Annotated in this window: 13 protein-coding genes; 7 read left to right on the forward strand and 6 right to left on the reverse strand. The window is 67.4% G+C overall.

What is annotated here, in order from left to right:
* The first annotated feature begins 45 nt into the window (after window positions 1–45).
* Window positions 46–963 carry a LysR substrate-binding domain-containing protein gene (locus tag OU994_RS04380; RefSeq protein ID WP_281609767.1) on the forward strand — a complete coding sequence of 306 codons (918 nt, stop codon included), beginning with the start codon at window positions 46–48 and terminating at the stop codon, window positions 961–963.
* Here the strand turns inward: OU994_RS04380 and OU994_RS04385 are convergent.
* From OU994_RS04385 to OU994_RS04405, 5 genes are read right to left on the reverse strand one after another with little or no spacing between them, the layout of a single operon-like run.
* Complete coding sequence (locus OU994_RS04385) at window positions 939–1,595, reverse strand: hypothetical protein (protein ID WP_281609768.1); 657 nt, start codon at window positions 1,593–1,595, stop codon at window positions 939–941. The genes OU994_RS04380 and OU994_RS04385 overlap by 25 nt on opposite strands.
* A complete protein-coding gene (locus tag OU994_RS04390) occupies window positions 1,592–1,873 on the reverse strand; it encodes a formate dehydrogenase subunit delta (protein WP_131147984.1) in 282 nt (93 codons plus the stop codon). Before OU994_RS04390 ends, OU994_RS04385 begins: the two co-directional genes overlap by 4 nt.
* Window positions 1,870–4,755: a formate dehydrogenase subunit alpha gene (fdhF, locus tag OU994_RS04395; RefSeq protein WP_281609769.1), complete on the reverse strand. Its 2,886-nt coding sequence runs from the start codon at window positions 4,753–4,755 to the stop codon at window positions 1,870–1,872. Before fdhF ends, OU994_RS04390 begins: the two co-directional genes overlap by 4 nt.
* A gap of 10 nt (window positions 4,756–4,765) precedes the next feature.
* Window positions 4,766–6,316, reverse strand: a complete 1,551-nt coding sequence (locus tag OU994_RS04400) for an NADH-quinone oxidoreductase subunit NuoF (RefSeq protein ID WP_281609770.1) — start codon at window positions 6,314–6,316, stop codon at window positions 4,766–4,768.
* The gene (locus OU994_RS04405) at window positions 6,313–6,837 is read right to left on the reverse strand and encodes a formate dehydrogenase subunit gamma (protein WP_281609771.1); all 525 of its coding nucleotides are present in this window, start codon (window positions 6,835–6,837) and stop codon (window positions 6,313–6,315) included. The genes OU994_RS04400 and OU994_RS04405 overlap by 4 nt, the downstream gene beginning before the upstream one ends.
* 114 nt (window positions 6,838–6,951) lie before the next feature.
* Here OU994_RS04405 and OU994_RS04410 point away from each other — a divergent pair, with 114 nt between their 5' ends.
* The 3 genes from OU994_RS04410 (at window position 6,952) to OU994_RS04420 (ending at window position 10,379) form a co-directional block, all read left to right on the forward strand.
* Window positions 6,952–8,016: a substrate-binding domain-containing protein gene (locus OU994_RS04410; RefSeq protein WP_281609772.1), complete on the forward strand. Its 1,065-nt coding sequence runs from the start codon at window positions 6,952–6,954 to the stop codon at window positions 8,014–8,016.
* Between the two features lie 168 nt (window positions 8,017–8,184).
* Entirely contained in the window at window positions 8,185–9,432 is a 1,248-nt protein-coding gene (gene frc, locus OU994_RS04415) for a formyl-CoA transferase (RefSeq protein ID WP_281609773.1), read from the forward strand.
* 14 nt (window positions 9,433–9,446) lie between these two features.
* A complete protein-coding gene (locus OU994_RS04420; RefSeq protein ID WP_281609774.1) occupies window positions 9,447–10,379 on the forward strand; it encodes a histone deacetylase family protein in 933 nt (310 codons plus the stop codon).
* Window positions 10,380–10,777: 398 nt separating this feature from the next.
* Here OU994_RS04420 and OU994_RS04425 read toward each other — a convergent pair whose 3' ends face one another.
* Window positions 10,778–11,704 (reverse strand): LysR family transcriptional regulator, encoded by a 927-nt coding sequence (locus OU994_RS04425; RefSeq protein WP_131147977.1) that lies wholly within the window; start codon window positions 11,702–11,704, stop codon window positions 10,778–10,780.
* Window positions 11,705–11,863: 159 nt separating this feature from the next.
* Here OU994_RS04425 and OU994_RS04430 point away from each other — a divergent pair, with 159 nt between their 5' ends.
* From OU994_RS04430 to OU994_RS04440, 3 genes are all read left to right on the forward strand, one after another.
* The gene (locus OU994_RS04430) at window positions 11,864–12,172 is read left to right on the forward strand and encodes a hypothetical protein (protein WP_281609775.1); all 309 of its coding nucleotides are present in this window, start codon (window positions 11,864–11,866) and stop codon (window positions 12,170–12,172) included.
* Window positions 12,173–12,506: 334 nt separating this feature from the next.
* The gene (oxlT, locus tag OU994_RS04435) at window positions 12,507–13,862 is read left to right on the forward strand and encodes an oxalate/formate MFS antiporter (protein WP_281609776.1); all 1,356 of its coding nucleotides are present in this window, start codon (window positions 12,507–12,509) and stop codon (window positions 13,860–13,862) included.
* A gap of 103 nt (window positions 13,863–13,965) precedes the next feature.
* The gene (locus OU994_RS04440) at window positions 13,966–14,733 is read left to right on the forward strand and encodes a fumarylacetoacetate hydrolase family protein (RefSeq protein ID WP_131147974.1); all 768 of its coding nucleotides are present in this window, start codon (window positions 13,966–13,968) and stop codon (window positions 14,731–14,733) included.

The raw sequence follows: 14,733 nt of genomic DNA on the forward strand, positions 1-14,733 counted from the left end.
GGGACAAATGATAAGATTTCCTCTTTACGATAGAAAATCTCTACCATGACGGTTCCGGTCAAAGCGCTGCTGGCATTCGATGCGGCGATGAAGCACACCAGCTTCGCGCTGGCTGCGGCGGAGCTGCACGTCACGCCCGGCGCGGTGGGGCAGCAGATCCAGAAGCTCGAAGAGTGGCTCGGCGTGCCGCTGTTCGTCCGGTCGACACGCCAGGTGCAACCTACCGCCGAGGCGCGTCACTACTGGAGTACCATCGCGCCCGCGCTGGCCTCCATCCGGCAGGCGAGCGACCAGTTGCGGCTGAAGCAGAGCAATGAAGTGTGGGTGTCGATCCCGCCGACGCTGGCGGCCAAGTGGTTCGCGCCGCGGATGGCTGCGTTCCTGACGCGGCATCCAGGCATCTCGCTGCACCTGTCCGCCACCACCGCGCTGGCCGACCTGGAGCGCGACAGGGTCGACCTGGCGATCCGCCATTTCGACGGCAAGGATCCGTCGCTGCGCGCCGACCTGCTGTGGCCCGATGAAATCCACCTGTACTGTTCGCCGGCCTATGCCGACAGGCTGCGGCTGAGGAAGCCGGAAGACCTGGCGCGCGCCATGCTGCTGCACACCACGTTCCATCCTCACTGGAAGGAGTGGCTGCAACGCTTTTCATCGCTGTCGGGGAAGCAGATCGACGCGATTCCCAGCCAGCACTTCGACCAGGGCATGCTGGCGATCGAAGCGGCCCGGCACGGCCAGGGCGCGGTACTGAGCAGCGCGGTGCTGACCGAGGCGGAACTCCGCGACGGCTCGCTCTGCGAGCCGTTCGCGTGCACACTGCCGCTGCAAAAAGGATATTACGTCGTGCATCACCGGCAGGCGGCGTTGCGTCCGGCCGCCGTGGCGCTCAGGGACTGGCTGCTGGAAGCGGCCGGCCAGCAGGGCGGCGTTCCCCGTCAGGCTGCCGCGCGCCGGCGGTAGTGGCTCAGCGTGGGGCCGGTGCCGCCCAGCTGGTCGATGCTGTCGCCGAACATCCGGGCGGAAGCCGCCAGCACCAGTGCTTCCCCGGCCGCGGGCCGTTCCAGCAAGGCGGGCGTGACATGGGCCAGCACCGGTATTTCCTCGGCCAGCGGCACGCCGTGGTCGGCAAACAGGCCGTCCTCGCCCGAGCCGGCAACGGTGCGGACGCGCCGGCTTTCCCGGTAGGTGCTGAAGCCCCACAGTTGCGCCACGCAGTGCAGTGCCATGGCCATCACTTCGCCACGCGGATAGAGCCCGAGCAGCGTCTCCCGGAACCCGCCGCGCAGGCTGCCGTTCACGCGCGACCACGCGTTGCCATGGATGAGCGCCCCGGCCAGGTCCGCATGGCAGACCAGCACGCCGCCGGGATAGGCGCCGACGAATATCGCGTCCTCGCCCGGATGCAGCGCATTCCACAGCGAGACTTCGCCGGCGTGATTGTAGCCGTCCGCCGCGAGTTCGCGCACGATGCGTGCCGCGCGGTCCGCGTCATTCCCGGCGGGAGTCCCGAAGCTGCCCGGCTGGTCGGTCGCGCACACGATCGACACTTCCCAGCGCATCGCGGCCGCCTCGCGCGCCATCTCCGCGTTCATCCCGCGTCGCCGCCGGTATCGGCATCTTCCGGCACCGACGTATTCACGGCCGGCGCCTCCTGCCCGGCGCGGTGTGCCGCCATGGCATCCAGCACGATGGCGTCGAGGCCTTCGCCCCGCGCGGTATCCATGTGCAGGTAGAGCCGGTTGCGCATGCGCGGCGCCCAGTAGCGCTGGATGTGCTGGGCGATGCCCGTCCGCGCCTCCTCCAGGTCGGGGAAGGAGGCATAGAAGCTGCCGATCTGGTTGGCCATCGTGACCAGGTTGTCGATGTTCATCCGCGCACCTCCGCAAGCGGCTTGCTTGCCCCGTCAGCCCCCAGGCCGGAATCGGCCAGCTCCAGTTGCTCGGTATTGAAGCGCTGGTACTCGCGCTGCCATTCTGACGGCTGCTGCACCGGCATCACCTGCACGGCGGTGACCTTGTATTCCGGGCAGTTGGTGGCCCAGTCGGAGTTCTCCGTGGTGATCACGTTGGCGCCCGATTCCGGGAAGTGGAAGGTGGTGTAGACCACGCCCGGCTGCATGCGCTCGGTGACCAGCGCGCGCAGCACGGTCTCCCCGGCGCGGCTCTGGATGCCCACCCAGTCGTCGTTCTTGATGCCGCGTTCCTGCGCATCGTGCGGGTGGATCTCGAGGTGGTCCTCGTCATGCCAGCGCACGTTTTCCGTGCGCCGCGTCTGGGCGCCCACGTTGTACTGCGACAGGATGCGGCCGGTGGTCAGGATCAGCGGATAGCGGCGCGTGACCTTCTCGCTGGTCGCCACATACTGGGTGATGATGAAGCGGCCCTTGCCGCGCACGAAGGTATCGACGTGCATGGTCGGCGTGCCTTCCGGGGCCGCATCGTTGCAGGGCCACTGGATGCTGCCCAGTTCGTCGAGCCGGCGGTAGCTGACGCCCGTGAAGGTGGGCGTGAGCCGTGCGATCTCGTCCATGATTTCCGACGGATGGCGGTAGTTCATCGGATAGCCCAGCCGGTTCGACAGCGCCATCGTTGCTTCCCAGTCGGCCAGGCCGGCACGCGGCGGCATCACCTTGCGCACGCGGGAGATGCGCCGCTCGGCATTGGTGAACGTGCCATCCTTTTCCAGGAACGACGAACCGGGCAGCAGCACGTGGGCGTACTTGGCCGTCTCGTTCAGGAAGATGTCCTGCACCACGATGCACTCCATGGCCGACAGCGCCGCGGTCACGTGCTGCGTGTTCGGATCGGACTGCACGATATCCTCGCCCTGGCAATACAGGCCCAGGAAACTGCCATCGAGCGCCGCCTCGAACATGTTCGGAATGCGCAGGCCGGGTTCGTCCTGCAGCGGCACTCCCCAGGCCTGCTCGAACAGGCCGCGCACGGTGCTGTCGGAAACGTGCCGGTAGCCGGGCAGCTCGTGCGGGAACGAACCGATGTCGCACGAGCCCTGCACATTGTTCTGGCCGCGCAGCGGATTCACGCCCACCCCTTCGCGCCCCACGTTCCCGGTCGCCATGGCCAGGTTGGCGATCGCCATCACGGCCGTCGAGCCTTGCGCATGCTCCGTCACGCCGAGGCCGTAGTAGATCGCCGCGTTGCCGCCGGTGGCATACAGCCGTGCCGCCGCGCGCACCTGCGCCGCCGGCACGCCGGTCACGCTTTCCATCTCCTCCGGCGAATTGGCCGGCTGCGCCACGAAGTCGCGCCACTGCAGGAAGGCGCGGTCCTCGCAGCGTTCGGAAATGAACTTCTCGGCAAGAAGACCTTCGGCGACGATGACGTGCGCCAGCGACGACAGCAGCGCCACGTTGGTGCCGGGCCGCAGCTGCAGGTGGTAGTCGGCGCGCACATGCGGCGACTTGATCAGGTCGATGCGGCGCGGATCGGCGACGATCAGGCGCGCGCCCTGGCGCAGCCGCTTCTTCATCCGCGAGCCGAACACCGGGTGGCCGTCGGTCGGGTTGGCGCCGATCACCAGCACCACGTCGGTGTGCTCGATCGACTTGAAGCTCTGCGTGCCGGCCGATTCGCCCAGCGTCTGCTTCAGGCCGTAGCCGGTGGGCGAATGGCACACCCTTGCGCACGTATCCACGTTGTTGTTGCCGAAGGCCGCGCGCACCAGCTTCTGCACCAGGTAGCCTTCCTCGTTGGTGCAACGCGACGACACGATGCCGCCGATCGCATCGCGGCCGTGCTTGGCCTGGATGCGGCGGAATTCCGATGCCGCGTGATCCAGTGCTTCGTCCCACGACACTTCGCGCCACGGATCGGTGATCTTTGCCCGGATCATCGGCTTCGTGATGCGGTCCTTGTGCGTGGCATAGCCCCACGCGAAGCGCCCCTTCACGCAAGCATGGCCTTCGTTGGCCTTGCCGTCCTTGGCCGGCACCATGCGCACCACCTCGTTGCCTTTCATCTCCGCGTTCAGCGAGCAACCCACGCCGCAATAGGCGCACGTGGTGGTGATGCTGTGTTCCGCCTGGCCCAGCCAGATCACCGATTTCTCCGTCAGCGTCGCCGTCGGGCAGGCTTCCACGCAGGCGCCGCACGACACGCATTCCGATTCCATGAACGGTTCGTCCTGGCCGGCGGAGACGCGCGAGTCGAAGCCGCGGCCGGAGATCGTCAGCGCGAACGTGCCCTGGGTTTCCTCGCACGCCCGCACGCAACGGTTGCAGACGATGCACTTCGACGAGTCGAACGTGAAGTAGGGGTTCGATTCGTCTTTCTTCAGCTTGAGGTGGTTGTCGCCGTCGTAGCCGTAGCGCACTTCGCGCAAGCCCGTCACGCCGGCCATGTCCTGCAGCTCGCAGGCGCCGTTGGCGGGGCAGGTCAGGCAGTCGAGCGGGTGGTCGGAGATGTACAGCTCCATCACGCCCTTGCGCAGCTGCTGCAATTTGGCCGACTGCGTGCGCACCACCATGCCTTCCTCGGCCGGCGTGGTGCACGAGGCCGGATAACCGCGGCGGCCGTCGATCTCGACGAGGCACAGCCGGCACGAGCCGAACGGTTCCAGGCTGTCGGTGGCGCACAGCTTGGGAATGTTGATGTTGCCCAGCGCGGCGGCGCGCATCACCGAGGTGCCTGCCGGGACGGTTACGCGCTCGCCATCGATCTGCAGCGTGACGTAGTCGGTGAACACGGCGGGCGGGGGCGTGCCCAGGTCGCGGGCCAGGATGGTTTCGATCATCGTGTTCTCCTCAGGCGGCGTGCCGGGACGTATCCGGCTGGCCGAAGTCTTGCGGGAAGTGGTTCAGTGCCGACAGCACCGGGTAGGGCGTCATGCCGCCCATCGCGCACAGCGAGCCGTTCAGCATCGTGTCGCACAGGTCCCGCAACAGATGGATTTGCTGGACAGGCTGGACGCCGGTGCGGATCTTGTCGATCACCTCCACGCCGCGCGTGGAACCGATGCGGCAGGGCGTGCACTTGCCGCACGATTCGATGGCGCAGAATTCCATCGCATAGCGCGCCAGCTTCGCCATGTCGGCGCGGTCGTCGTGCACCACGATGCCGCCGTGCCCCAGCACCGCCCACAGCGCAGCGAACGCTTCGTAGTCGAGCGGCGTATCCCATTGCGATTCCGGCAGGTAGGCGCCGAGCGGGCCGCCCACCTGCACCGCCTTGATGGGGCGGCCCGAAGCGCTGCCGCCGCCATAGCCGTACAGGATCTCGCGCAGCGTCACGCCGAAGGCCAGCTCGATAAGGCCGCCGTGTTTGATGTTGCCGGCCAGTTGCACCGGCAGCGTGCCGCGCGAGCGGCCCATGCCGTAGTCCTGGTAGTACGCGGCGCCCTTGTCGAGGATGACGGGCACCGTGGCCAGCGACAGTACGTTGTTGATGACGGTGGGCTTGCCGAACAGGCCGGCCAGTGCCGGCAGCGGCGGCTTGGCGCGCACGATGCCGCGCTTGCCCTCCACGCTTTCCAGCAGCGCGGTTTCCTCGCCGCAGATGTAGGCGCCGGCGCCCTTGCGCACTTCCAGCTCGAACGTGCGGCCGGAACCCAGTACGTCCCCGCCCAGGTAGCCGTGGTGGCGCGCGATGGCGATGGCGCCCTCCAGCCGGGCGATCGCATGCGGGTACTCGCTGCGCACGTAGATGTAGCCGCGCGTGGCGCCCACGGCGATGCCGGCGATGGTCATGCCTTCGACCAGCACGAACGGATCGCTTTCCATGATGATGCGGTCGGCGAAGGTGCCGGAATCGCCTTCGTCGGCATTGCAGACGATGTATTTTTCCGTGCCCGGCGCCTTCAGCACCGTGTTCCACTTGATCCCCGTGGGGAAGGCGGCGCCGCCGCGGCCGCGCAGGCCGGAGGCGGTCACGGTGGCCACGATCTCCGCCGGCGCCAGTGCCAGTGCGTTGCGCAGGCCGCGGTAACCGTCGTGCGCAAGGTAGTCGGCCAGCGAGCGCGGCTCGGTGATGCCGATGCGGGCGAATGTCAGCCGCTGCTGGCGCGCCAGGTAAGGAATTTCCTCGACCAGCCCGAGGGCGAGCGGGTGGCCGGATGCCCAGCCGGCATCGAACAGGCCGGGGACGTCCGCCGCATCGACAGGGCCGAAGCCGGTGCGCCCTTGCGGCGTTTCCACCTCGACCAGCGTTTCAAGCCACAGCAGGCCGCGGGTGCCGTTGCGCACCACGGCGATGTCGAGCCCGCGCTGCGCCGCTTCGGCCGCGATCAGGGCCGCCACTTCGTCCGCGCCCACCGCCAGCGCGGCCGAATCGCAGGGCACGTAGATGCGCGTGGTCATACCGCCTCCCGGCGCATGGCGGCTGCCACCAGCGCATCGAAGCGCGCCGGGCTTACCCGGGCGAACACGGCTTCGTTGATCGTCAGCGCCGGCGCGCTGGCACATTGGCCCAGGCAGTACACCGGTTCCAGCCCGAAGGCGCCGTCGGCGCTGCGGCCATGCAGGCCGCAGCCCAGCGTGCGCTCGGCATGCTCCAGCAAGCTGTCGCCGCCCATGCTCTGGCAGGCTTCGGCGCGGCAGACCTGCACCACGCAGCGTGGCGGCGGCTCGGTGCGGAAGTAGTGATAGAACGTGATCACGCCATGCACTTCGGCGCGCGACAGGTTGAAGTGCGCGGCGATGGCAGGCACGCGGTCCGGCGGGATGTAGCCGGCACTGTCCTGCAGCCCGTGCAGCATCGGCAGCAGCTGGTCTTGCCGGTCGCCGAGGCGGGCGAACAGCCCGGCGAGGATGCTGTCGACGGCGGCCTGGGTGGCCTGGACGGAAGGGGTAGCGACGGCGGGGTTGGCGACTGCGGGCATGGCGTCTCCTGGTGTGGCCGCTTATGCTCTGGTTTGCATATGCGGACCTTGTTTTATCGTGTAAATTCAGGCTAGCACCCTCCGAAAACACTATCAATAGGAAGGATTTTGCATATGCTCACCGTGGAAATCCGGCCCGACTGGTTCCTGCGCGATGCCCACGGCAGTGCCACCGCGCTGCCTGCGCTGCTGGCGCTGCTGGGCGCCGTCAGCGAGACGGGCAGCATCAGCAAGGCCGCCACCCAGGGCGGCATGTCCTACCGCCACGCCTGGGGGCTGCTGCAGCAGTTCAGCGAACGCTTCGGCGCAGCCCTCGTGCACAAGGTGCGCGGGCAGGGTACCGTGCTGACGCCGCTGGCGGAAAAGCTGATCTGGGCCGACCGCCGCATCGGCGCGCGCCTCACGCCCCTGCTCGACAGCCTGGCGTCGGAGTTGCAGCAGGAGCTCGCCCGGGTGCTGGCCGCCGACACGCGCGGCGTACGTCTGACCGCGTCGCACGGCTTCGCCGTGGCAGCGCTCGTGGCGCAGTTGCGCGAAGGGGGCGGTACGGTGGACATCAGCTACCGCAGCAGCACCGAGGCAGTGGCGGCGCTGGCACGCGGCGAATGCGACCTGGCCGGGTTCCACCTCCCGCTCGGGAAGTTCGAGGGCGCGGCGGCGGCGAATTACCGGCCGTGGCTGAACAACGGGCGCCACGCCTTCCTGCACCTGGCTTTCCGCGAGCTGGGCCTGTTCGTCGCGCCGGGCAACCCGAAGGGCGTTACCGGCCTGGCCGACCTGGCCCGGCCCGACCTGCGCTTCGTCAACCGCCAGCACGGCTCGGGCACTCGCGTGCTGCTGGAGTTGCTGCTGGCCGACCGCGGCATCGACCCGGGCGCCATCCCGGGGCACGACAGCGCCGAATTCACGCACGCGGCAGTGGCGGCCTACGTGGCGAGCGGCATGGCGGACATCAGCTTTGGCGTGGAAACGGCGGCGCGGCGCTTCGGCCTGGGCTTCATTCCCGTGTGCCGCGAGCGCTACTTCCTCGCCTGCGACCGGGCGGCCCTGGCCCAGCCGTTGCTGGCCGGCGTGGCGGCGGCCATGGCGCACGAGCGCTTCCGCGCCGCACTGGCCGACCTGCCGGGCTACGACGGCACGCTGGCCGGTACCGAGGACGACCTGTCCACGCTGTTTTAGGTTTTTGGCAAACGAATTTTTCAAACTTAACCGTGGTCAAGGATCGTTCGGGCGCCAGCCCGCTAAGATGGGTTGCGTCTGATGCCGGACAAAAGCTTGTCCAGGCTCATCAGGCAGCGCAGAATACAAAAAAAATAACACCATCCCAGGCACCCCGAGGAGACCGGCATGAGCAAGGCACTGGAAGGCATACGCATTCTCGACTTCACCCATGTCCAGTCCGGACCCACCTGCACCCAGCTGCTGGCCTGGTTCGGCGCCGACGTCATCAAGATCGAGCGGGCCGGCGAGGGCGATGCCACCCGCGCCCAGCTGCGCGACATTCCCGACGTCGACAGCCTGTACTTCACGATGCTGAACCATAACAAGCGCTCGATGACGCTCGATACCAAGCGGCCGGCCGGCAAGGCGGTGCTGGAAACGCTGATCCGCGATTGCGACGTGCTGGTGGAGAACTTCGCGCCCGGCGCGATGGACCGCATGGGCTTTTCCTGGGAACGCATCAGCGAACTCAATCCGCGCATGATCGTCGCCTCCGTGAAGGGCTTCGGGCCGGGGCCCTACGAGCAGTGCAAGGTGTACGAGAACGTGGCGCAATGCGCCGGCGGCTCGGCCGCCACCACGGGCTTCGACGACGGGCCGCCCGTCGTCACCGGCGCCCAGATCGGCGACAGCGGCAGCGGCCTGCACCTCGCGCTGGGCATCGTCACGGCGCTGTTCCAGCGCACCGCCACGGGGCGCGGCCAGCGCGTGCAGATCGCCATGCAGGATGCGGTGCTGAACCTGTGCCGCGTGAAGCTGCGCGACCAGCAGCGCCTGGAACGCACCGGCGTGATGGAGGAATATCCCCAGTATGCCAACGGCCGCTTCGGCGAGTCGGTGCCGCGCGCCGGTAATGCCTCCGGCGGCGGCCAGCCCGGCTGGATCCTCAAGTGCAAGGGCTGGGAGACCGATCCGAACGCCTACATCTATTTCATCGCCCAGGCGGCCGTGTGGCCGGCGATCTGCCGCGTGATCGGCCGCGAGGGATGGATCGACGATCCGGCCTATGCCACGCCGCGCGCCCGGCTGCCGCACCTGATGCAGATCTTCGCCACCGTCGAGGAATGGACCAAGACGCTGACGAAGTTCGAGGCGATGGAGATCCTGAACCGCGACGACATCCCGTGCGGGCCGATCCTGTCGATGAAGGAACTGGCCGAGGAACCGTCATTGCGCGCCACCGGCACCGTCGTCGAGGTCGACCATCCGGAGCGCGGGCCGTATCTCACCGTCGGCAATCCGATCAAGCTGTCCGACAGCCCCACCACGGTGCGGCGCTCGCCGCTGCTGGGCGAGCACACCGGCGAAGTACTGTCGCAGCTCGGCTACAGCGACGAGCAGATCGCCGCGCTGCGCGCCGAACGCGTGATCTGAACGCGGGGGACGCGATGCGCACGCTGGTGATGTTCCATCCCGATTGCCTGGAGCACCTGCCGGGGCCGGGCCACCCCGAATCGCCGGAACGGCTGCACGTGGTGATGCGGGCGCTGTGGGAGCCGGAATTCGCCGGACTGGCGTGGCGCGAGGCACCGCGCGGCAGCCGCGAACAGCTGTTGCTGGTGCATGACGCGGACTATGTCGATACGGTGGCCGCGCTGGCGCCCCTGGAAGGCACGGCGGTTCTCGACGGTGGGGACACGGTGATGTCGCGCGGCTCGCTCGATGCCGTGATGCGCTGCGTGGGCGCCGCCTGTGCCGGCGTCGATGCCGTGCTGGCGGGGGAGGCGGACAACGTGTTCTGCGCCACCCGCCCGTGCGGCCACCATGCGGAACCGGATCGGGCGATGGGCTTCTGCATCTTCAACCAGGTGGCCATCGCGGCCCGGCATGCGTTGCATGCGCACGGCCTGGCGCGGGTGGCCGTGATCGATTTCGATGTCCACCACGGCAACGGCACGCAGGCCGCCTTCCACGCCGAGCCTCGCCTGTTCTTCGGCTCCAGCCACCAGTCGCCGCTGTATCCCGGCACCGGCGCGGCCAGCGAGCATGGCGGCAGCAACAATATCGTCAACGTGCCGCTGCCGCCGGGCTGCGGCTCGCAGGCGTTCCGCAACAGCGTGGCGATGCGGCTGCTGCCCGCATTGCGCGCGTTCGCGCCGGAACTGATCCTGGTTTCCGCCGGGTTCGACGCGCACCGGCTCGATCCGCTCGCGCAGATGGAGCTGGACGACGAGGACTTCGGCTGGATCACCCGCGAAGTGATGGCCATCGCGGCGGACGTGTGCGGCGGGCGTATCGTCTCCGTGCTCGAAGGCGGCTACAGCGGCGCCGGGCTGGCCGGCGGCTGCGCGGCGCATGTGCGGGCGCTGATGGGGAGATAGCTCCCGCGCGCCTGGCGCGCCTGCCCGCCTGCCCGCCTGATGCTGGACACCCGTCGTCGGGGTGTCGGACACCGGTGTTTGCATGAATGCCGTCAAGGTAAGCCCACCCCAAGGGCAAATACCGGGGTCAGGGAGGAATGCTGGCATGCATGCCAGCATCGTTCCGCAGGCGCGAAGCAGGCTTCGCGAAACCCCTGCTACACCCCGCCGGGGCGGAGCAGGGGTTTCGAGGAGCACTGCTCCTTGCCTGCGTAGCGGTACCGGCATGCATGCCGGTACTCCTCCCTGACCCCAGCCCTTCGCTGTTGGGGTGAATGCATGCGCTTTCAATGTGCCGGATGACGCTTAACTTAACGGCCTTGGTATCCTAGCCACCAAGGCCGGCGCACCGGCAGCCGTCAGCCCGCCGTCGGTATCAGCCGCCCGATCCACTCGGCGCCATCGTCGAGCAGGAATTGCCGGAACGCGCTGGCCACCGGCGGCAGCCGTTTTTCGCGGCGGTGCACCACGTACCAGTTCAGCATCAGCGGGAAGCGCTCGACCGGCAGCACCACCAGGCTGCCCGCCGCCACTTCGCGGCCGATCGTGTGCGCCGACAGGAAGCCCAGGCCGATGCCGGCGATGACGGCCTGCTTGATCGTCTCCGTGCTCTTGATTTCCATCGCCACCTGCAGCTCGGCCAGCCGCGGCCCGAATGCATCCTCCATCGAATGCCAGGTATCGGAGCCCCGTTCGCGGACCACGAACGGGTGCCGCACCAGTTCCCGCAAGGCGATCGGTTCGCGGCCAACTTCCGCCAGCGGATGCTGCGGCGCGGCGACGATCACATAGGGGTGTGGTGCGAATGCGTCGTTCTGCGTGTCGTGCGATGGCGGGCGCACCATCACGGCGAGATCGGTGCGGTTGGCCGCCAGCTGCCCGAGCAGCTCTTCGCGGTTGTGCACGGTCAGGTTCAGCTGCACGCCCGGATGGCGCCGCGCGAACGCCACCATCAACTGGGGGAAGAAGTAGTCGCCGGCGCTGATCACGGCCACGTCCAGGCGGCCACCGGAAATGCCGCGGTGCTGGGCCATCGCCGCCTCGGCATCCTCGAACTGCTGGATGATGGCGCGGCTGAACGGCAGCAGTTCGGCGCCCGCCTGGGTCAGGAAGGTCTTCTTGCCCAGCTGCTCGAACAGCGTGGCGCCCACGTGGCCTTCCAGCGTGCGGATCTGCGTCGACACGGCCGGCTGCGTCAGGTGCAGTTCCTCGGCGGCGCGGGAAAAGCTCAGGTGGCGCGCCACCGTCTCGAAGGTCTTCAGCTGGCGCAGTGTGGCATTCCGCATGGCGCTCCCGGTGTCGTGGCCACCCCATTCACCGCGATTGGGGATGTATTAAGGATCGCTGATGATTATCCCTAAAAACTTTAACTTTTGGTAATCATTCGACGGGCCTAGTATCGGTCAGGTCAGCACCACCCGCACCAACCATCGACGGAGGAGACCATGACGATCACCGGCAGCGCCGCCACGGCGCAGCGAAATGCCTGGAACGCGGCCTTCCATGAACTGGGCTTGCCCTGGTTCTGGGACACCGGCTGCGAATTGCCCGACTGCGGCGCCGAACACGCCTGCGTACGCGACTACCTGGTAAGCCACCACCCCCACCTGCTCACGGTCTACGACGCCGGCTTCCTGGTGGCGGCGATCCTCGCCACCAAGGAGCGCTGCGAGGCGCAATGCCTGGCGGCGGGCGGCGACCTGGCCGCGGCGATGGACTGGCGCGAGCTGCGCCAGCCGCAGATCGGTATCTGAAATCCGCCGGCCGAAGCGTGCGCGATTACCACTACTCGAAACGATTTTTTGATTCTTAACCGCGGTCAAGGATATGCGAAAACCGTTCTTCCACAATCGTCCCATCTGTTGAACTTCAAATAAGGATCGCGGCCACGCGGCGCCAGCCGGAGGCCGCGGTCGACAAAAGGTTCCAGAGTCTTTCGGCAGGACCCAACAGGAGACAAGACCATGAGCAACCCACTGCACCGCAACATCGCCCGCCACCGCCTGCGAAGTTCCAGCTCCCCGCCAGGAGCGACGCCACGAACAGCGGTACCCGAACAGCGCTGAATAATCAGATGGGAGACATTGCATGAAAACCGACGCACCGAAAGCAATCGAAAGGCCAGCATCGTTCCGCTGGATGCAACTGATCATGGGTATCGTCTGCATGGCCATGATCGCCAACCTGCAGTATGGCTGGACCCTGTTCGTCAATCCGCTCGCCGAGGCGCACGGCTGGACCAAGGCATCGATCCAGGTGGCCTTCACGATCTTCATCCTGACCGAGACCTGGCTGGTGCCGGTCGAGGGCTGGGCCGTGGACAAATGGGGGCCTCGTCCCGTGGTGCTGTTCGGTGGCCTGCTGTGCGCCATCGGCTGGGTGATGAACTCGTATGCCGACACCCTGGCCGTGCTGTACATCGCCGCGGCGATCAGCGGCATCGGTGCCGGCGCCGTCTACGGCACCTGCGTGGGCCAGTCACTGAAATGGTTCCCGGACCGCCGCGGCCTGGCCGCGGGCCTGACCGCCGCCGGCTTCGGCGCCGGCTCGGCCGCCACCATCATCCCGATCTCGAACATGATCGCGGAGCGCGGCTACCAGGACACGTTCCTGTACTTCGGCATCGGCCAGGGCGCGATCGTGATCCTGCTGGCGCTGATGATGGTGCGTCCGCCCCACACGGCGAGCAAGGCCATCAAGAAGAAGATCAACCCGAACGTGCTGCAGACAACGGCCGACTTCAAGCCTTCGCAGATGGTGCGTACCCCGGTGTTCTGGGTGATGTACACGATGTTCGTGCTGGTCGCCGCCGGCGGCCTGATGGCCACCGCGCAGATGGGGCCGATCGCAACCGACTTCGAGATCGATGGCGTGAAGTTCAACGTCATGGGCATGGTCCTGCCGGCACTGACCTTCGCCCTGGCGATCGACCGGGTGCTGAACGGGTTGACGCGGCCGTTCTTCGGCTGGGTGTCGGACCAGATCGGCCGGGAGAAGACGATGTTCATCGCCTTCGCGCTGGAATCGGTGGGCATCATCCTGCTGTACTACTTCGGCCGCGATCCGATCATGTTCGTCATCCTGACCGGCCTGGTGTTCTTTGCCTGGGGCGAGATCTACAGCCTGTTCCCCGCCACCACGGCGGACACGTTCGGCACCCGCAACGCCGCCGGCAATGCCGGGTTGATGTACACGGCGAAGGGCACGGCATCGATCTTCGTGCCGATCTCCAGCATCATCACGGCCATGACGGGCAGCTGGGAAGCCGTCTTCTTCGTCGGCTGCGGCATGAACGCGGTGGCCGCCATCATGGCCTGGTGGGTGCTGCGGCCGATGCGCAAGCGCTTCATCGAAGAGTCGTCCGGCACCGTCAGCGTGCAGGATGACGAGAAGCTGATGACCGGCAGCGCCGGCACCACGACCGCATCGCCGCTGCCGAACTGACCGGCAACCCCGCGGCAATGCCGCGGCATCCCCCCGGCAAGTCCGCATGCACCGCGCGTGCATGCGGACTGCCCACGCCCTACTGTTCCTGACGAGGCTCCCCATGATCCAGCACTGGATACGTTTCACGCATCTCGACACCTTGCGCTTCGGCACGCTCGAGGGCGACAAGATCCGCGTTTTCAAGGGCGACATGTTCGATGCGCCGCAGCGCACGGACATCGCCATCCACCTGGCCGAGGTGCAGCTGTGCACGCCCGTCGTGCCGGGCAAGGTGCTGGCGATGTGGAACAATTTCCATGCGCTGGGCAAGAAGCTGGGGCTGCCGCCGCCGGAAGAACCGCTGTACCTGATGAAGCCGCCGACCTCGTACCTGGCGCCGGGCGGCACGATCCGCAAGCCGCGCGGCGATGGCAAGGTGGCCTTCGAAGGCGAGCTGGCGATCGTGATCGGCCGCAGCTGCAGCGGCGTGTCCGTGGAGAACGCGCCCGACCATATCTTCGGCTATACCTGCGCCAACGACGTGACCGTGAGCGAGATCATCGGGCGCGATCCCACGTTCCCGCAGTGGGTGCGCGCCAAGGGCTTCGACACCTTCTGCCCGTTCGGCCCCGTGGTCGCCACCGGGCTCGATCCGGCGATGCTGGTGGTGCGCACTATCCTGAACGGCGAGGTCCGGCAGGACTACCCCGTCAACGACATGGTGTTTTCCGCGGCCGAGCTGGTCAGCCGCGTGTCGCAGGACATGACTTTGGAACCGGGCGACCTGCTGCTGTGCGGCACGTCGGTCGGCGTGGGCTCGATGCGTCCGGGCAGCACCGTCGTGGTGGAGATCGACGGCATCGGCAGGCTCACCAACCGTTTCGAGTAA

It is taken from the genome of Pseudoduganella sp. SL102 (assembly GCF_027856995.1).
Lineage (GTDB): Bacteria > Pseudomonadota > Gammaproteobacteria > Burkholderiales > Burkholderiaceae_D > Rugamonas > Rugamonas albidiflava.